The sequence below is a fragment of the Pseudoalteromonas sp. SM9913 genome (genome assembly GCF_000184065.1).
Taxonomy (GTDB): Bacteria; Pseudomonadota; Gammaproteobacteria; order Enterobacterales; family Alteromonadaceae; genus Pseudoalteromonas; species Pseudoalteromonas tetraodonis.
Genome location: NC_014800.1, coordinates 653,668 through 673,615 on the forward strand (window position 1 = coordinate 653,668; position 19,948 = coordinate 673,615).

General features: G+C 40.2%; 15 protein-coding genes. All 15 read left to right on the top strand.

The genetic code is table 11. The annotated features are described in order from the left end of the window. Positions 1-2: 2 nt before the first annotated feature. The 15 genes from PSM_RS18070 (at position 3) to PSM_RS18140 (ending at position 19,754) form a co-directional block, all read left to right on the top strand. Positions 3-1,820: a DUF885 domain-containing protein gene (locus PSM_RS18070; protein WP_013463318.1), complete on the top strand. Its 1,818-nt coding sequence runs from the start codon at positions 3-5 to the stop codon at positions 1,818-1,820. Positions 1,821-1,916: 96 nt separating this feature from the next. Next, positions 1,917-2,429, top strand: a complete 513-nt coding sequence (locus PSM_RS18075) for a YcgN family cysteine cluster protein (protein WP_013463319.1) — start codon at positions 1,917-1,919, stop codon at positions 2,427-2,429. After that, positions 2,429-2,944 (top strand): RNA methyltransferase, encoded by a 516-nt coding sequence (locus PSM_RS18080; RefSeq protein ID WP_013463320.1) that lies wholly within the window; start codon positions 2,429-2,431, stop codon positions 2,942-2,944. The genes PSM_RS18075 and PSM_RS18080 overlap by 1 nt, the downstream gene beginning before the upstream one ends. A gap of 196 nt (positions 2,945-3,140) precedes the next feature. Next, a complete protein-coding gene (locus PSM_RS18085) occupies positions 3,141-4,784 on the top strand; it encodes a M1 family metallopeptidase (RefSeq protein WP_236613542.1) in 1,644 nt (547 codons plus the stop codon). A gap of 238 nt (positions 4,785-5,022) precedes the next feature. Further along, positions 5,023-6,912: a methyl-accepting chemotaxis protein gene (locus PSM_RS18090; RefSeq protein WP_013463322.1), complete on the top strand. Its 1,890-nt coding sequence runs from the start codon at positions 5,023-5,025 to the stop codon at positions 6,910-6,912. After that, positions 6,909-8,015: a GGDEF domain-containing protein gene (locus PSM_RS18095; protein ID WP_013463324.1), complete on the top strand. Its 1,107-nt coding sequence runs from the start codon at positions 6,909-6,911 to the stop codon at positions 8,013-8,015. Before PSM_RS18090 ends, PSM_RS18095 begins: the two co-directional genes overlap by 4 nt. Then, positions 7,993-8,613, top strand: a complete 621-nt coding sequence (locus tag PSM_RS18100) for a DsbA family protein (RefSeq protein ID WP_013463325.1) — start codon at positions 7,993-7,995, stop codon at positions 8,611-8,613. The genes PSM_RS18095 and PSM_RS18100 overlap by 23 nt, the downstream gene beginning before the upstream one ends. A 223-nt stretch (positions 8,614-8,836) precedes the next feature. Further along, the gene (locus PSM_RS18105; RefSeq protein WP_013463326.1) at positions 8,837-9,589 is read left to right on the top strand and encodes a DUF3450 domain-containing protein; all 753 of its coding nucleotides are present in this window, start codon (positions 8,837-8,839) and stop codon (positions 9,587-9,589) included. 10 nt (positions 9,590-9,599) lie between these two features. Next, positions 9,600-10,967 (top strand): MotA/TolQ/ExbB proton channel family protein, encoded by a 1,368-nt coding sequence (locus PSM_RS18110; protein ID WP_013463327.1) that lies wholly within the window; start codon positions 9,600-9,602, stop codon positions 10,965-10,967. 3 nt (positions 10,968-10,970) lie between these two features. Beyond that, positions 10,971-11,498: a MotA/TolQ/ExbB proton channel family protein gene (locus PSM_RS18115; RefSeq protein ID WP_008111501.1), complete on the top strand. Its 528-nt coding sequence runs from the start codon at positions 10,971-10,973 to the stop codon at positions 11,496-11,498. 53 nt (positions 11,499-11,551) lie between these two features. Beyond that, on the top strand, positions 11,552-11,962 hold the full coding sequence (locus PSM_RS18120; RefSeq protein WP_008111500.1) for an ExbD/TolR family protein: 411 nt from the start codon (positions 11,552-11,554) through the stop codon (positions 11,960-11,962). Between the two features lie 6 nt (positions 11,963-11,968). Next, the gene (locus PSM_RS18125) at positions 11,969-12,574 is read left to right on the top strand and encodes an energy transducer TonB (protein WP_013463328.1); all 606 of its coding nucleotides are present in this window, start codon (positions 11,969-11,971) and stop codon (positions 12,572-12,574) included. Between the two features lie 37 nt (positions 12,575-12,611). Continuing rightward, on the top strand, positions 12,612-13,940 hold the full coding sequence (locus PSM_RS18130; protein ID WP_013463329.1) for a tetratricopeptide repeat protein: 1,329 nt from the start codon (positions 12,612-12,614) through the stop codon (positions 13,938-13,940). A gap of 310 nt (positions 13,941-14,250) precedes the next feature. Next, positions 14,251-17,040, top strand: coding sequence for a hypothetical protein (locus tag PSM_RS18135; protein WP_013463330.1), 2,790 nt, complete (start codon positions 14,251-14,253; stop codon positions 17,038-17,040). An 80-nt stretch (positions 17,041-17,120) separates the two neighbouring features. After that, positions 17,121-19,754 (top strand): TonB-dependent receptor domain-containing protein, encoded by a 2,634-nt coding sequence (locus PSM_RS18140; RefSeq protein ID WP_013463331.1) that lies wholly within the window; start codon positions 17,121-17,123, stop codon positions 19,752-19,754. Positions 19,755-19,948 lie beyond the last annotated feature (194 nt).

Sequence of the window (19,948 nt, forward strand, 5' to 3'; positions counted from 1 at the left end):
TTATGAAAGTTATTAAAATAGCACTGGTTGCCAGTAGCGTTATGTTTGCATTAAGTGGTTGTATGAGCACCAGTTCACAATCAAACACAAATCAGCCGGTCGTGCCTGTAATAAGCGAGTTATCAGCCGAGCAACAGTTGGATGTGCTCGTTGCACAGTACTACGATGAGTCATTAACCTTTAATCCCTTAAGCGCCACTTATAACGGTCGCCATGAATTCGATGATCAATTCTTGCCGGTGATATCGCAGGCTAATCGTGATAAAAAAACTGCTTTTTATAAAAAATATCAACAACGTTTAACGCTAATCGATGAATCACAATTAACAGGGCAGGCGCTACTTAACTTTGAAGTATTATCGCGAGATTTAGCCCTGAAGCTTGAGGGCATGCAATATAAAGATTATTTGTTACCGATTAACCAAATGTCGGGAGCACATAATACCTTTGCTGGATTTGGTTCAGGGCAAAGTGCACAGCCCTTTAATACTGTTGCCGACTATGAGCAATTTATTAAACGTGCTGATGGTTTTGTGAAATGGTTAGCCAGTGTTGAACAATCAATGGCGCAAGGTGTTAAACAAGGCGTGGTATTGCCTATGCCATTGGCTAAAAAATTATTGCCTCAGTTTAAAGTGCACGTAGTAACTAACGCAGAAGATTCATTATTTTATTCACCAATAAAGGCCATGCCCGACTCATTTTCTAATGCACAAAAACAGCAACTCACTGAGCAGTATAAAACGCTTATTTTAGATAAATTAGTGCCCGCTTATCAGCGTATGAGTGAGTTTTTACTCAACGATTATATTCCTCATGCTCGTGATTCTGTTGGTTATGCTGATTTACCTGATGGTAAAGCGTGGTACGAATATCAAATCAAGAAAAACACCACGTTGAGTTTATCAGCAGATGAAATTCATGACATTGGCTTACGTGAAGTGGCTCGAATTTTAAGTGAAATGAAAACGGTTAAAAACACCGTGGGATTTGAAGGTGATTTAGCATCGTTTTTTGATCATTTACGTGACTCAGATGAGTTTTATTATAAAACAGCCGATGAGTTAATTGCCGCCTATGAAGATATTAAACTAAAAATAGATGCGCGCTTACCGCGATTATTTAATATTGAGCCTAAAGCCCCTTACATTGTTAAAGCAGTAGAAGCGTATCGTGCGCAATCGGCAGCGGGGGCATCTTATGCAGGGCCTGCACCAGATGGTTCTCGTCCGGGTATCTTTTACATTAATGCTTACAACTTAAAAGCGCAGCCTAAATTTTTACTTGAAACGCTGTCTATTCATGAAGCAGCACCAGGTCATCACTTTCAAATTGCACTGCAACAAGAAGTGGAAAGCCTGCCCGATTTTCGTAAATTTGGCGGCTACACGGTGTTTGCTGAGGGCTGGGCATTATACGCAGAGAGTCTTGGCAAAGAGCTTGGCTTATTTACCGACCCGTATATGTGGTATGGGCGTCTTAACGATGAGCAGCTAAGAGCTATGCGTTTAGTGCTTGATACAGGCTTTCATGCCAAAGTGTGGACACGTCAACAAGGCATTGACTACATGTTAGCAAACTCTTCAATGGCAAAAAGCGATGTTATTGCTGAGGTTGAGCGTTATATTGCATGGCCTGGGCAAGCATTATCGTACAAATTGGGTGAGTTTAAAATTAAAGAGCTCAGAGATTACGCCCACCAGCAGTTAGGTGAGCAATTTGATATTAAAGCCTTTCATACGCAAATATTAATAGATGGCGCATTGCCTATGCCTATCTTAGAGCAAAAAATTAAACGTTGGGTTAAATCTCAGCAGTAACATAATCGCGCAAAGTCATTATTTGAACAGGGATTGGCTTTGCGCGCTTTGCTGCAATACGTTAGAATGCGCGCTCTTAAAAGGCGCGAGAACACCATGTTTGATCAACAATTAGCAAAAACCCAATTTTGGCTTAGCAAAAGTCTCAATGAAATGAACCAGCAAGAATGGGAAGCCATTTGTGACGGATGCGGAAAGTGTTGTTTAAACACCTTTATTGACAGCGAAGACGAAGATGACTTTACCGCCACCGATCAGCTAAGAGAAGGTGAGCAACTTATATTTACCAATATTGTTTGCCAATACCTTGATAACACAACCTGTGGTTGTAGTGAATACGAAACCCGCCAAACCTTAGTGCCTTCTTGCGTTAAGCTTACCAAAGAAAACCTCAAAGACATTTTCTTTATGCCGCAAAGCTGCAGCTATCGCCGACTTCACGAAGGACGTGGATTAGCAACGTGGCATCCGTTACTTAATAACGGCGATAAAACTAAAATGCACGAGCTAAACATTTCTGTTAAAGATAAAACCGTAAAAGACTGTGACGTAAAGCTAGAAGATTTTGATTTGTATATAGCCGAGTGGCCAACCAAGGATTGCAATTAATGAGTAAATTACAAGCAAGTATTGGCTTAATTAATCCTAAAAGCCCGACCAACGTGGGGGGCGTATTACGCGCCGCAGGTTGTTATGACGCACAGCAGGTTTTTTTTACTGGCAACCGTTATTTAAACGCACAGAAATTTCATACCGATACTAAAAATGTAGTGCAACGTATTCCATTAACCGCTACCGATAATTTAGCATCAAGTAAACCACAAGGCGCTAAAGTGGTGGTGATAGAGCTAATAGAAGGGGCCACTCCCTTGCCTGAGTTTACCCACCCTGAGAACGCATTTTATGTGTTCGGCCCAGAGGATGGTTCAGTGCCAAAAGACGTTTTAAAATGGTGCGATGAAGTTGTTTATATTCCAACCATAGGGTGTATGAATTTAGCAGCAACCTGTAATGTTGTTCTTTATGACCGGCTCGCCAAGCTTGGCGGTATTCAAAGTAGTGATGAAACCATTATCACTTCACGCGATACCAATAATAAAATGAAATGGCAAAAACAACCTTAAATATATTAGCTGTTTAAGGTTTATCCCTTGCTAAATGTAAAATAAAGTAACTAGTTAACTTAAAAAATAAGCAATTCGTCTTTTTTAAACACTATAAATGTAAAACTATGTAATTATATTAAAAAATTATAATTATAAGAGCTTATTATTTATGTTGTTCTTGCACCATGTGATTAGGTGTTACTTGGTTGTTACATTGATATATATACTCAGTGCCTGCACCAGCAAACCTGCAAAATTAGATCCCCTCGTTGCTAATACTGGTCAACCATTATCTAGCGTGGCTCAATCAACCGATGTTATTTTCTATGATCTTAAGTTAGCCGTTTTTCCAGAAGAAAAGCAGATAGCCGGCACAGGGAAAACAGTATTTCGGGTCGTTAAAGAAACTCAGCAAATTGAACTAAAACTCGATAGTCGCTTTAGTATAAACACAGTAACAGTGGCTGATAAGAAAGCCGAATTTCTCCATTCTCATGGTGTGATCACGATTAACTTATATGAAAAAAAGTACCCTGGAGAAGTGGTTGAAGTTGCCATTAACTATTCAGGCAAGCCACATATTGCGCTTAACCCTCCATGGAGTGGTGGTTTTGTATTTAGTGAAACAAACGATGGTAAACCTTGGATAGCAACAGCGGTGCAAGGTGAGGGCTGTGATTTATTTTGGCCTTGTAAAGATCACTTTAGTGACAAAGCCGATAGTATGCGTATACGGGTAACGGTACCCACTGGATTGTATGTTGCCAGTAACGGGGTACTAAAAAATATAACTGTATTACAAAACAAGACTACCGAGTTTGATTGGTTTTTATCTGAGCCTGCGAGTGATTACAACATTGCGCTGAATATTGGCCCATTTGAGCGTGTTCAACAGCAATATACCAGTATAAATGGTACTGACATTCCTGTGGAATTTTGGGTGTTACCTGAAAATAGGCAAAAAGCCAGTAATTTGCTCACCAACGATGTTTATCAACAAATGGCATTTTTTGAATCTGTGTTAGGTCCATATCCATGGGGGCAACAAAAACTTGGCTTTGTAGAAACGCCTCATTTAGGCATGGAACATCAAACGATAAATGCTTATGGCAAAGGGTACACTCGCGACCCTAGTGGTTATGATTGGCTTATTCAGCATGAATTAGCGCATGAGTGGTTTGGTAATTTAATGACACACGAGCAATTGAATGATGCGTGGTTACATGAAGGTTTTGGCTTTTACATGCAACCGTCTTACAGTTTATATACCTTTGGTGAGGCCGCTTATAACCATGCAATGTATAAAGCCTATTTAGGGATAAAAAACTGCCAACCTATTGTTAAAGAGGGTGAGTTAAGCTCAAAAGAAGCTTTTAACTCAGATATTTATGGTAAAGGAGGCTGGACATTACACACTTTGCGTTGGTTAATTGGTGATGAGTTATTTTGGCAAGCAACACGCGAGTTAATCTACGGGAGTAGCGACACGCAAAGCCTCAGTTACCCAATTCAATCCCGATATCGCAACACGCAGCAGTTCATTGATATTGTTAATCGCATTACAAAAAAAGACTATAACTGGCTATTTGATGTGTATTTAAAACAAGCTTCATTGCCAACACTAAGCATGGAACGTCAAAATAACGTGGCCAATTTATATTGGAGCAAAAGTGAAAAAGATGCGACGCCTTTTAAAATGCCAGTACCCATTTCAATTAATGGCCAGCTTCAAGTTTATATACCAATTGAAGGAGTCATTACCATTAAAGCTAAACCTGTTGATCATATTATTGTAGATCCACAGATGAAGGTACTTCGGCAATTACCGATCACAAGCCAGTGCCAACAAGATGAATAATTTAGGTAAAGCGTTACTATGGGGATAAAATTTATCCCCATAGTGCTTTTAAACACTTATTTATCTGGGCTCTGCTAGCCTATAAATTTAACGCACTGTGGCAAAGTCATCCTTGAAAGAACTAGTTATTTATTATTATTTTTGTTCTTTAATTTCATTGAAGTCATATTTGCTAAGACATTCAGTTAAAAATTTGTTAAAAAGACTCTGATAATAATGATTAATACTTAAGGTACTTATGTTTAGCTCGCTTAAATTCACCTCCAAAATCACCATTGCTGCATCATTAGTGTTAGTTTTAGTGCTAGGTGTTTTCACCATAAATAATTATTTTTCAATGCGGCATCAAACTCAAGAGCAGTTATCGCTAGTACTAGAGCAAAACTCTGAGTCTGTCTCTAAAAATATTGCAAGCTGGCTAAATAATAAATTAGCGATTGTGATCTCTATCGCAAAAACATACCAAGATGACGATGCCAAGCCTTTAACGCTTTCGCAATTAAATACCGCTGAGCTTGCGGGGGATTTTAAAAATACCTACATAGGTAAATCATCGGGTACATTTATTTTAAATGATCAAAGTGTTGTACTCCCCAGCGATTTTGATGCGACAAGTCGCCCTTGGTATAAATTAGTAGAAAATAAAACAACAACGGCTTTTACAACGCCTTATATCGATGTAACGACCAACGAACTGACAATTTCAGCCGTTGCCCCTATTAATAGTAATGGTCAATTTAAAGGGGTAGCGGGGGCAGATATTGATATGCAAACCATCGCTGAAATTATTGGAGATATTGATTTTTTAGGACTCGGTTATGGTTTTTTGCTTGATAATAAAGGGCAAATATTAAGTCACCCTGATAGTAAATTAAATTCAAAAACAGTCGCTGACTTAATTGGTAAAAATGCACCGTTAGCAAGAGAATTCACCGAGTATCAAGTAGCAGGTGAAACCTCGCTGGTATCCTTTACTAAAATTCGTGGTATTGAAAACGTTGATTGGTATTTAGGTGTAGTAGTCAATAAAGATAAAGCGTATTCAAGTGTTTCTTCGTTTGGGCAAAAGGCAATTGTATTTTTAATTATTGGTATTTTAGTGATTGTTGCGTCACTGGAATTTTTACTGCGTTATTTGATGCGCCCTATGTATCGTCTCAATGATGCCATTAGAGATATAGCGCAGGGTGAGGGCGATTTAACCTGTCGGTTAAGCGTAGAAAATGATGACGAATTTGGTCAATTGAGCAATTCGTTTAATATTTTTATAGAAAAAATCCAAAATTCAATAATTCAGGTTAAATCTTCAACGCAGTTACTGGAAACGGCAGTTGCTAAATTGGTTACGCAGACAGACTCAACATTAACTATGTATGACGACCAAAGTGAGCGCACCAATAGTGTGGCATCGGCAATCAACCAGTTTTCAGCCACCTCAACAGAAATTTCAACCAGCGCCAGTAATGCCTCGACGCTTGCCAAAGATGCAGATCAATACTGTGCTAAGAATCAACAGACCCTCACAAACAACGTTTCAAGTATTCATCAACTGTCACAAAATATAGAGCAAGCGCAAGAAACCATAAATAGTTTAGACTCGCATACCGCTAATATAGGAAATGTACTGGCAGTAATAAAAGGGGTGAGTGAGCAAACCAATTTGCTGGCTTTAAATGCGGCGATAGAAGCGGCTCGTGCTGGTGAAGCGGGAAGAGGATTTGCGGTTGTTGCCGATGAAGTAAGGCAACTAGCACAGCGTACTCAGCAATCAACCCAAGAAATAGAAAACACCGTCATTGAATTACAAAAAGGTTCAAGCTCTGCCGTTGAGCTTATGAAAACCAGTTTAGAAGAAAGTGAAAAAAGTGTTCAGCAAGCGGATGCGGTTGGCGATGTAATGAAACAAATAATTAGTGCGATTAAGCAAATAACCGACGCCAATCATAGTGTCGCTAATGCTACGGATGAGCAAAACCAAGTGGTTAAGTCATTACATAGCGATATTCACGTTATCAGCGACTTATCGATTCAAGGCCAATCAAACCTAAATCTTACTTTGGAAGAGTGTACCAAACTTAAGCATCAATTTAGTGACTTAGAGCGCATGGTTAAAAAATTCAAAGTATGATCAGTAAAACAAAAATAAATAAGCCAAGCTGGCTCAATTTAATCAATATTGACAGCGTTTATAGCTTTGATAAACAACGCCAAGTATTTTCGTTATTTACCATGATAGCGATTGCCTTGGTGTTAATTACCTATTTAGTAATTGCCAATCATCACGTGTATGCACCAATCCTTACTATTGCGTTAATTGTGGTTAACGTAACGATTGTAGGGTGTATTATTTATTTTATGAAAACAAAGCAGATTGATGCAATCGCCCTCATCACTTTAGTGATTGTATTTGTGATGTGCTTAGCTTTGGTATACACCGGCGGTAAAGAAAACACTGCTTTATATTGGCTAATGTTTTATCCCGTTGCTGCATTTGCCATACTGGGTGTGAAGTTTGGCGCCTGGTTAAGCAGTGCCATGTTATTGAGCTGTATTGTTATGTTGTATGGCCCTGATATGGGGCAAGTTATTTATGGCGCGGTAGAAAAGACCCGTTTTGTTGCTGCATTTTCGCTGGTGTTAGTGTTTTCGTTTATAGGTGAATATTTTCGTCACCGCAGTCATTTAGCAATTGCTGATATCACCTTAGAGCAAAAACAGCATGCTCATACCGATCAGCTTACCGGGGCGCCTAATCGTCGTTTTATTACCTCACATTTTTTAAAGCTCGCTGCTTCAAGGCCAGAACATTATTTGCCGCTGTCTATTTTACTCATTGATTTAGATAAGTTTAAACAATTAAACGACAGCTACGGGCATGATTTTGGTGATACGGTTTTAATTGAATTTACTAAGTTATTAGAGTCTCAGTTTCCTGCAACAGCGCTTAAAGCACGTTATGGCGGCGAAGAGTTTGTGGTTATTTTACCGCAACAAACAACCCTTGAGGCCAGCATTTTGGCCAACCGTTTTAGAGAATGTGTGCAAAACCATGTGATGCTAACCGACAAACATCAGCGAGTATCATTAACGTGTAGTATGGGTATTGCTCAGGCTAACAGTGTAGATGATTATAATAATGCGTTAAAGCAAGCGGATCAGTATTTATACAGCGCTAAGGCGCAAGGTAGAAATAAGGTGGTATCTGTACATGATCAACACGCCTCAGAGTAAATTAATATATGTACACGACCCTATGTGTAGCTGGTGCTGGGGTTATGCACCGACTTGGCATGCGCTTGAGGCTGCCTTAGCAAACAAACTTCCCATTGAGTACAGAGTGGGTGGTTTAGCTGCAGATACTGACTTGCCAATGAGTCAGGATATGCAGTTGCAACTACAAGCCATATGGCAAAAAATTAGCAGCCAGTTAGGCACAGAGTTTAATTTTGATTTTTGGCGAGACTGCCAACCTCGCCGTTCTACCTATCCCTCTTGCAGGGCCGCTTTAATTGCTCGCAGCTTCAACAAAGAACCACAGATGATAGCGGCAATACAGCAGGCATATTATTTACAGGCACAAAACCCATCGGATGAAGCGGTTTTAATTAAACTGAGCGAAATAATTGGTTTAGACGCCCGTTTATTTGCACAGTTACTTCACTCTAATGAGCTTAAGCGTCGCTTTGATGATGAGCTTAATTATGTTCGCAGTTTACCTATTCAAGGTTTTCCGTCGTTAGTATTAATACATAACAATCGCGCTTACCCTATTGCTATTAACTACACAGATTGGCGACAAACCCTGATTGAAATACAATCCTACCTGTAAACTTAATCCCACTATTTTCATCCCTGAATTGTAAAATAGGCCAATAAGGCTAATTTATTACCGTTGTCATAAAAGCGACTTTTTTACGCAACACGCTTGTCATTTTTAATCTATACACTTTCGCTCATTGAAACTATCTCGCTTTAAATTGTTTTTTATAAACGAGCTAAAGCGATTAATAAACACTAGCAAATCCGCTAATTAACGAGCAAAGGTGTATACGATGAAAGGCGTTAAACCATTAATTTTAGCTGGTATTGTAGCCGCAAGTGCAGCAGTCCACGCCAATGATTTAAACACGGTAATTGATAAAAGCAGCGAAATTAATAATTTAGCTGCGCAATCACAAACAAAAATAGACAAGATTGCAGATTCAATGCAAGGGCGTTTACAGCAATTTAAAACCCTAAATAAAGAAATAGATGGCCTAGCCGTTTATAACGCACAGCTTACCAAACAGTTAAATAATCAAATAGAAGAGATGGAGTCGATTAATTTATCGATGGATCAAGTATCGATAATTGAACGCCAAATAACCCCTTTAATGCTTCGTATGATCACCGGGCTTGAACAGTTTGTTGCCTTAGATGTGCCGTTTTTAAAGCAAGAGCGTAAGCAGCGCCTTGAATCATTAAATGCAATGATGGAACGCGCTGATATTTCATCAAGTGAAAAATTTCGTCGTGTTTTAGAGGCTTATCAAGTTGAGGTTGACTACGGACGCACTATTGAAGCGTATACCGCATTGCTTGATGTGGACAATAAAGAACGTGAAGTTGACTTTCTGCGCATTGGCCGTTTAGAACTCATTTACCTTACCCGCGATGGCAAACAAGCAGGTAGTTGGGATCAACAGTCACAGTCGTTTGTTGCACTGCCTGATTCAACCATTAGCCAAATTAATAAAGGGCTTCGCATTGCTCGCAAACAACTAGCCCCCGATATGTTAACACTGCCAATTCACGCTGCAGAATAAGAGGTTTACCATGAAATTATTAACGAAAATGACAAAAATGGCCGTGTTTGCAGCCAGTTTAAGCTTTGTGGGCACCAGCATTGCCGCTGAGCCGATGAATTTAGATGCCTTATTAAAAACCTTAGAGCAGGGTAAATCAGCGCAATCAGAGCAAAATAAACAACGTGAACAAGAATTTGCAGCACGCCAAAATGAACAAGTGCAAATGCTTAAAAACACCCAAGCTAAACGTAACCAAATGCTTAGCGAGTCAGAGCGTTTAGAGACGCAATTTGAAGAAAACGAAATTAAATTGGCTAATCTAACTGATACCTTATCAAAGCGTATGGGTTCATTAAAAGAGCTATTTGGTGTGCTACAACAAGTCGCTGGCGATTCAAGTAACAAGTTTGCTACCTCTGTGGTATCGGCACAGTTACCTGGGCGTAGTACTTTTATGGACGAATTGGCGCAAAAAATGGGTTCAACTTCAAAGCTTGCGTCTATTGAAGATATAGAAAAGGTTTGGTTTGAGCTACAACGCGAAATGACCGAACAAGGAAAAGTAAGCCGCTTCAATACTGATGTAATTGTTGACGGTGGCAATAAAGTACAAAAAGAAGTGGTACGTGTGGGTGCATTTAACCTTATTAGTGACGGTCAGTACTTAGAGTATACACCGGCCACCAATACCATTAGCCAGCTTACTCGCCAACCAAGTAGCCGCTTTACTGCGACTGCGGCTGATTTGCAGCAAGCAAACACGGGTGTTGTACCGTTTGCGCTTGACCCAACAGGCGGCTCAATTTTAGGTTTGTTAGTACAAGCCCCTGATACCAGCGAGCAAGTTCACCAAGGTGGTGCGGTCGGTTACGTTATTTTAGGCGTTGGTTTATTAGCGTTATTAATTGCGCTAGAGCGTTTTGTATCGCTCATGCTGATGGGTGGAAAAATCCGTCGTCAATTAAAAGACGATACACCCCGTGATGACAACCCGTTAGGGCGCGTCATGAAAGTGAAAGATCAATACCCAAATGTGGCCTACGACACGCTTGAACTTAAGTTAAGCGAAGCCATTTTACGCGAAATGCCAAAAATCACCCGTAATTTAACGCTTATTAAAATTATCTCTGTGGTAGCGCCATTACTTGGCTTGCTCGGTACGGTAACCGGGATGATTAATACCTTCCAAGCAATTACTTTATTTGGTACTGGCGATCCTAAACTAATGGCGGGCGGTATTTCGCAAGCCCTGGTTACTACGGTATTAGGTCTTGTTGTTGCCATTCCAACGGTGTTTTTATACACCTTATTGAATACTCGCTCAAAAGGTTTACTGCTTATTTTACAAGAACAAAGTGCAGGTATTATTGCCGAGCGAAGCGAGAAAGGAGCCTAAACCATGGTGCTATTGATTGATTCAATCAATGCTATCCGTGATTTTCTCGACACAGGTGGCCAAGTGCTCTTGGTCATTGCCGTGTTAATTTTCGCGATGTGGTTATTGATACTCGAGCGATTTATGTACTTTTTTAATGGCTATCGGCACTACAAAAAAGACGTTAAAAATACGTGGAAAACGCGCAGTGAACGCAACAGCTGGAACGCAGAGCAAATACGCCAAGCCATGGTTTCACGCGCCAGCATGCGTTTAAACGCAAATTTACCGCTGATTAATGTAATGGTGGCGCTGTGTCCACTATTAGGATTGCTTGGCACAGTTACAGGGATGATAGAAGTCTTTGATGTAATGGCCATTACAGGTACAGGCAGCGCACGCTCTATGGCATCAGGTGTGTCAAAAGCAACCATACCGACAATGGCAGGAATGGTCGGTGCGTTATCTGGGGTGTTTGCCTCAACCTATTTACAACGAAAAGCAAAGCGTGAAGTTGAATTGTTGCAAGACACTATGGTGTTAGACCACTAAATAATTATTGAAAAGCGGTGAACATAATCACCGCTTATTCTAGGAGAAATAACATGAGAGCCCCATTAGGTAATTTATTCCAAGAAGACGAAGCAGAAGAAATAAACATGACCCCTATGCTGGATGTTGTATTTATTATGCTTATTTTCTTTATCGTGACAGCCTCGTTTGTTAAAGAAGCGGGTATTGATGTAAACCGTCCAGAAGCGGCAACCGCAGTTAAAAAAGAGCGGGCTAACATATTAGTGGCCATTTCAGATCAAGGCGAAATTTGGATCAATAAACGTCAAATTGATGTACGCGCTGTACAAGCCAACATTGAGCGCTTAAAAGCTGAAAATCCACAAGGCAGTGTAGTTATTCAGGCCGATAAAAAAGCCACCACAGAAACCTTGATAAAAGTCATGGATGCCTCGCGTGCAGCGGGTGTATTTGATGTTTCAATAGCGGCTCAAGAAGGGTAACGAGTGATGCGTTATGTACTTGCGTTAATTATAGCGGGTGTGGTGACCTTTATCCTGTTTTTAGGTATGCAGGCATTGATCACCGGTGGTGAAGGCGCCATGACGGAGCCTGCCAAAGGGAATGTGTTAGATTTTGTCCGTTTGAAAAAAGAAGAAACGGTACAAAAAAAGGAGCGTAAACCACAAAAGCCGCCAACGCCTAAAGAGCCACCACCGCCAATGGAATCGCCACAAATGCAAAGTAGCGATAACAACGCTGCTAGCAACAACTTTGATTTTGCTGCCAATGTCGATGCGGATGTAAATCTAGCGGGTGGATTAGCGTTAGAAACCAGTGATGGTGAGTATTTACCCATAGTAAAAGTAGCACCGGTATACCCAAGGCGTGCGTTATCGCGTGGTATTGAAGGGTATGTCATTGTTGAATTTACAGTGACAAAGCAAGGCACGGTTAAAGAGCCGCAAGTTATTAAAGCCGAGCCAGAGTCATTATTTGACAGAGCAGCGATGGATGCGGCCCTTAAATTTAAATATAAACCGCGCGTGGTTAATGGTGAAGCTGTTGAAGTAGCCGGTGTGCAAAATAAAATTTCTTTTCAAATTAATGGTTAATTCTGTTAAGTAAGCAAAGAGTGAACGTGAGGCAATTATGAAATTAAAACTAACAACCAAGCTATTAAAGCTGAGTATGTTGTGCACTGTTGCAATCAGTGCCAGCGTTGTTACACCAAGTGCATTGAGTGTATTTCCGGGTATAAACTTGGCGACAGTACAGGCCGCTGAACAGCAAAAAACAACACGAGTGCCCGCACTGCGTGAAAAAGTATACAGCCAATTAGCTCGCGCCCAAAAACTTGCGGATGATGGCGACAGTAAAGCGGGCTTGGCTGCGCTTGACAGCATACAAGCGCGCTCATCAAGTATGAACTCTTATGAAATTGCGATGATGCATAACTTTTATGGGTTTATTTATTACAATGAAAACGACCTTGTAAAAGCGATTGCTTCATTTGAAAAAGTGATTGCCGAAGATGGCATTCCAGAAACACTACGCCTGAGCACAACATTCAGCCTTGCGCAGCTTGCTATGGCTAACAGTGACTATAAAAAGGTGATTGCATTTTTAGACAAATGGGATGCTATAAACACTAAGCCTAAAACCGACGCCTATTATTTATTAAGGGCGCAAACCTACTATCAATTAAAAGACTATGAGCAAGGCCTGAGTTACATTACGCAAGCCATTAACTTAAGTGATAGCGAAGGCAAAGTACCCAAAGAAAACTGGCTGGTACTGCAACGCGCTATGTATTACTCACTTAACCAAACCGATAAAGTAGTGAGCGTACTTGAGCGTATGGTAAAGCTTTACAATAAACCTGAGTATTGGGTCCAATTAGCCGGTATGTATGGTGAAACTGGGCAAGAAAAACAGCAGCTTAGTGTTTTAGAAGCGGCTTACCAGCAAGGATTTTTAACCTCTAAATCTGACTTAAGGCAGCTTGCGCAGGTATATTTATATAATCAGCTTGCTTATAAAGCAGCCAGTGTAATGAGTAAAGCGATTGAATCAGGCGTTGCTGAAAAGTCTGCGAAGAATTATGCATTTATCGCAGAAGCCATGGTGCAAGCTAAAGAAGATAATAAATCAGTTAGTTATTTTGCAAAAGCGGCAGAGCTTTCGGAACACGGTAAGTACGATCAACGTATGGCTGAAGTACTTGTTAACTTAGAGCAATTTGAAGATGCCGCTGATGCTGCTCGGTTAGCATTAGATAAAGGTTCACTTGATTTTGAATCCAACGCTTATGTTGCATTAGGTATGGCCCAATACAGCATGCAAAATTTTGATGCCTCTATTTTAGCGTTTGAGCAAGCCGAGAAACACAAAAAATCGCAGCGATTGGCTGAACAATGGATCAAATATGTCAAGCGTGAAAAGTTACACGCGGAAACATTACGCACCGCATTGTTATAATTTGCCAACGCTACTATTGTAATTTAAACGCTGCCAGTTTGATTACAAAACCTGTTTTATAATCGCAACACCAAAACCGCCTTAGGGCGGTTTTTTTCGTTTAAATTTATCATAACAGGTTGTTATTTAAATAAATTACATTGTCATTTTATGTTTATTAAAGTGTAACTGTATTGTCACATAGCTCCCGTAAGGTAGTGCTCGTTGAAAAACTCAAGTGATCTTAAAGCATGACTTTCGTGTTTTAACGTGACTTGGGTTTTTACTTAATGCGCTAATAAAATAATTAAATATCTTAACGGAGTGAACAATGAAATTATCTGGTTTATTTAAGATCAGCCTTTTGGCTTCTGCAATTACACTCGCTGGTTGTGGCGGTGGTGATATTAATATTAATGTTGAAGAAACAGTAGCACCACCTACACCACCTACACCACCAGTGCCAACTGATCTTCCAGGTGAATATAGTCAAAGTCTTTCTACTGAAGCTTCAGCTGCCTTGGGTCGTGAAGTAAAAGTGCAAGTGCTTTCAGGTGAAATCACTGAAGATACGACATTAACGACGGATGCATTTTGGGCATTAGATGGCGCTGTGTTTGTAGGTAAAGATAAAGCAGATAGCGCAACCCTTACCATTGAACCTGGAGCCGTTATTTTTGGTAACAATGGGTCTGATTACTTAGTCGTAAGCCGTGATTCTAAAATTGAAGCGACAGGGACCAAAAGCGACCCTATCATTTTCACATCAAAACAAGATGTAATGGGCGAAACAACAGCCTCTGGACAATGGGGCGGCATGGTTTTACTTGGGAATGGTATTTCAAATAAATGCCCTGCTGAAGGTGATTGTGCACTGCAAGTTGAAGGTGTGGAAGCAGGTGCGGTATTTGGCGGTACTGATAATGCGGATAGCTCTGGTACGTTAAAATATGTTGTTGTTAAAAACGCTGGTTACGAGCTTTCAACCGGTAATGAGCTAAACGGTATTACCTTTGGTGCCGTAGGTTCAGGTACTACCGTTGATTACTTGCAAGTACATAATAACTCTGATGACGGTGTTGAGTTTTTCGGTGGTGCAGTTAACTTAAAGCATGTTGTTTTAACGAGCATCGACGATGACAGTATTGATTGGGATAACGGTTATCAAGGTAAAATGCAGTTTGTGTATGTTGAGCAAGATAAAAATTCGACTGATGCTAACCGCGGTATTGAAGCCGATAACGATGGTAAAACGCCATCAAAAGAGCCTAAGTCTTTGCCTATTATTTCAAACTTAACCATTATTGGTAATAACTTTAAAGGTGAAGATGAAGCCGAAGGCATTTACCTGCGTGAAGGTACCGGCTTACATTTATATAATTCAGTGATCACAGGCTCTGATGAAATGGGCGAGTGCTTAGAATTAGAAGGTATTGCGCTGGATGATAACGGAGATGCATTATTCTCTGATAGTGAAACCGTTAATAATGCTAATGATGGCACTATTTTGATGCAAAACACCTTTATGTCATGTACCAATGGTGAGAATTTTAAAGATCCAAAAGGTGCTGACGGTTCTACGTTGCTTGCGCTTGAGTCTTGGTTTAGTCAACAAACAGGTAATGTGATCAACGACAAGCCTATGCTTGGTGTGAATGGTCAACCAATTGCTGGTTCGCCACTACTAGGTGCAGGACAAGATGTTGCTAATACGGTTGATGCCTTCTTTGATACGGTTGATTTTGTCGGTGCTCTAAATGATTCTGACGATTGGCGTGAAGGTTGGGCATTTGGTTATGGTGGTGGAGAAGTGACAGCACCTGCTGCAGTTGCTGGTTGTCCTGCAGGTACTACTTCAATTTCACCAGCGGATAACGTAACGACAACATGTGAAATATCTGGCCGTATAACGTCAGACTTAACATTAACAGCGGGTAACTTATACGCAGTTGATGGCGCTGTTTTTGTTGGTAATGATAATGCTGACTCTGCAACTCTAACTGTCGAGCCTGGCGTTACTGTTTATGGTCGTAACGGTAAAGATTATATTGTCATTAGCCGTGGCTCTAAAATTGAAGCCAACGGTACTAAAGATAAGCCTATTTCATTTACTTCAAGTCAAGATGTTGCTGGTCAAGCAACGGCAGCAGGTCAATGGGGCGGTTTAGTACTACTAGGTAATGCGCCATCTAATAAATGTCCAGAAACAGGCGAGTGTGCGCTACAAGTTGAAGGTGTTGAAGCCGGTGCTGTTTTTGGTGGTACTGACACTGCAGATAATTCTGGAACATTACGTTATGTTCGCGTTATGAATGGCGGCTACTTACTGTCACCTGGTAATGAAATTAACGGTATTACGTTTGGTGCTGTGGGTTCTGGTACTACTGTAGAGTATTTACAAGTTCATCAAAATGCTGATGACGGTGTTGAGTTCTTTGGTGGTAATGTGCAGGCTAAATACCTTGTGCTAACTAGTATTCAAGATGACAGCATCGATTGGGATAATGGTTTCCAAGGTAAGCTTCAGCACATCCTTGTTAAGCAAGCTGCAGATAACTCAGATGCTAACCGTGGTATAGAAGCCGATAATGACGGTAAAACACCATCTAAAATGCCTAAATCAAATCCAATGATTGCTAACTTAACCATTATTGGTAATACCTTTAAAGGTGAAGATGACGGTGAAGGCATGTACTTCCGTGAGGGAACGGGTGCGCAAATCTATAACACGATTGTAACAGGCCCAGTAGGCATGGGTGAGTGTCTAGAGGTTGAAGGTATTCCAGTAGATGAAAATGGTGCACCAATATTTACTGAAAGTGAAACAGTTAAAAATGCACAAGATGGCACCTTAACGATTAAGTCATCGGTTATCGCCTGTTCTGAGAACTTCAAAGACCCAAGTGGTGTTGATTTTAGCGTAGAAAACTGGTGGACAGCGACGTTAGGTAACTTAGTAGCATCAGGACAAACTGACGTAGTTAATGGTATCTATACTATTGATATAACAACTCCTACAGATGTAAACGCTGTAGATAGCTTCTTCGATACTACATCACATATTGGTGCTGTATCGAGTGATAATGACTGGACAGCTGGCTGGACAGTAGGTCTGGAATAACACAGTAAGAATGGGTGCTAGCACATAGTACTAGTACCTTTTTTAACACTTTCTGTAACTTATTTCAGATAGAGGTAAACATGAAACAGTTTTCTAAAAAGTTTTGCTTATCCACACTTTCCGCAGCAATTTTATGTAGTTTAAGCGTTTCAGCACATGCTGCTGAAGCCGAAGATGAGGCTGTACTTGAGGAGGTTGTGGTTAGCGCAAGTCGTTTAAAAGGCACTGCAACAGCCGTGCTTGAAGAGCGAAAACAACAAGCATTTGTTGCCGATATTATGGGTGCTGACCAAATATCCCGTAGTGGCGATAGTGATGCGGCATCTGCGTTACGCCGTGTAACGGGTTTAACTTTAGTCGATGGTAAATTTATTTATGTACGTGGTTTAGGTGAGCGCTATTCAAGTACTCAGTTAAATGGTGCAGCAGTGCCAAGTCCTGATCCGACCCGCTCAGTCATCCCGCTTGATTTATTTCCATCAGGAATTATTGAAAGTTTGTCTGTGCAAAAGTCTTATTCTCTTTCTATGCCAGCCTCTTTTGGTGGTGGTAATGTGGATATACGCTTAAAAAGCATTCCAGACCAATTTGTTTTTGATGTATCAGGTCAGCTTGGTTATAACACCAATAACTTTGATGATGGCATTGAGTACAATGGCGGCTCGAATGACTGGTATGGTGTTGATGATGGCACCCGTGAAATACCAGATTCAATCATGGATATTTATAACTCTGGGCAATCATTAGATGATCTCACACCAGAGCAAAGTCGTGCTTTAGCACTTGATTTAAACCGTGATTATGACCCGCAAGCAACAAGTGTAAACCCCAATACTAAGTTTACAGCAACACTGGGTAATAGTTTTGAGTCAGGTGATTGGCGTTACGGCTTTTTATCAGCGGTTAGCTATGATAACAAATATTTTGTTGGCGAAGAGTACCAAGGCGAAGACTTCCGTTTAGGTGAGAACAGTGCTGCTATGGTGCGTGGTTACGATAAAATCATTGCCACTGAGCATAATGTGAAAATGTCTGGAATGGTAAACTTTGGTATTGAGTATAATAATGCTCATCGCATTGACCTTAGTACGCTGATTTTACGCGACACCGAAGATAAAATTCGTGATCGTCTAGGTATTGATGAGAATAATAACCAGTCTGATAATAAGCGTATTCGTTCTTACGATGTAAGGTATGAAGAGAGAGAGTTAATAGTAAACCAAATCAAAGGCATGCATACATTCGATTTTCTTAACTATGCAGGTTTTGATTGGAAATACTCAAACGGCCGCTCAAACCGTTATGCACCAGGAAATATGCAGACGCGGTTCATTGTAAATGATGCAAACGAAGATGGTAATTATGATTTAGTTAATGAAATCGCATTAACCAATGCCACAACGGCTGCTCGTTATACATTCCAAGACCTTAATGATGAAGTAGAAAACTACGGGTTTAATTTTACTTTTCCAATCATGTTAGATGGTTTGGATATAGAATTAAAATCAGGTGCTGATTATGTCTCTAAAGAGCGCTCAGCTTCGAATCGTCGCTTTGACATAAACACTCGCGCATTTAAAGACCTTGATTTAAATGGCAATGAGCTGAATACGATTCTTTCTGATGATGCAATAGCTAACGCAGAACTAAATCTACCCATACTTAATGATACAACGTTTGCAGGTGATGATTACCGCTCAGCACAAAAAACAGATGCTTATTATTTTGAAGCTGATTTTTTCTTCAATAATAAATGGCGTTTGACAGGTGGCTTACGTTGGGAAGATTTCAGGCAAGTGTCAGTGCCACTTGACCCGTTTACTGGTGGCTTAGATCCTTCAATCGATTATGATGATTTAGGTAACTTAGCGTTTCAAGAAGATGATATTTATGGTGCGCTTGCATTCACTTATATTCAGGACGACCAAACACAATGGCGTTTAAGCTACGGTGAAACGGTTGTACGTCCTGATTTACGTGAGATATCTGAATCTACTTACATTGATCCGTTAACTGAATATCCTGTTGGCGGTACGCCTGGATTACGTACAACGCAAATCAAAAATTACGATTTCCGCTGGGAAAACTACTTTGATACTGGTGAAAACTTCTCTGTTGGTCTGTTTTATAAAGACATGATTGATCCAATTGAGTCGGTGCAATCTCCTTCTCAAGATGGACCGCCACTTGTACGTATTGCCAATGCTGAAGATGGCTATGTTGCCGGCGTTGAGTTTGATTATCTTAAAGATTTCACTTTCTTAGGTGGTTTTTGGCAAGATGTATTTATGAGTGGTAATGTTACACTCAGTGATTCTGAGATAAACCTAGACCGTCAAGCTATTGTTGATCAAACTGGTGTATCTGCGGCGATCACTAATACTAAACGTCGTTTAACGGGACATTCTAAATATGTTGTGAATATGCAGCTTGGCTATGATGCACCATCAGGTGAACATGCTGCAACATTGGTTTATAACGTATTTGGTGAGCGTATTATTATCCCTGGTATAGAAGGGCAAGATGATTGGATGGAACAGCCATTCCACTCAGTTGATTTGAATTATACTTACTACCCTGATTTTAACTCAAGTATTAAGTTTAAAGTGCTTAATATTTTGGGGCAAAAATCAGAAATTGAATCTGCTGGTACGCTAACTCGCTCAAAAGAAAAAGGGACTGAGTTCTCTGTTGAGTACAAATATCAGTTCTAATTCAAAATAGCCTAGGAAGGCGAATATAAAAACTTACAATAATTGCCCTACCTTGTGTAGGGCTTTTTTTGTGCCGTTATTAATTTCAGAATTAAAAAAAGCATATGAAATAATTTTAAGTTAGCTGTTATTGACTAGTTTTGCAGGGTATAGGGTGCTAGATTAACTGTTCTAAAAATTAAATCTCACGCAAT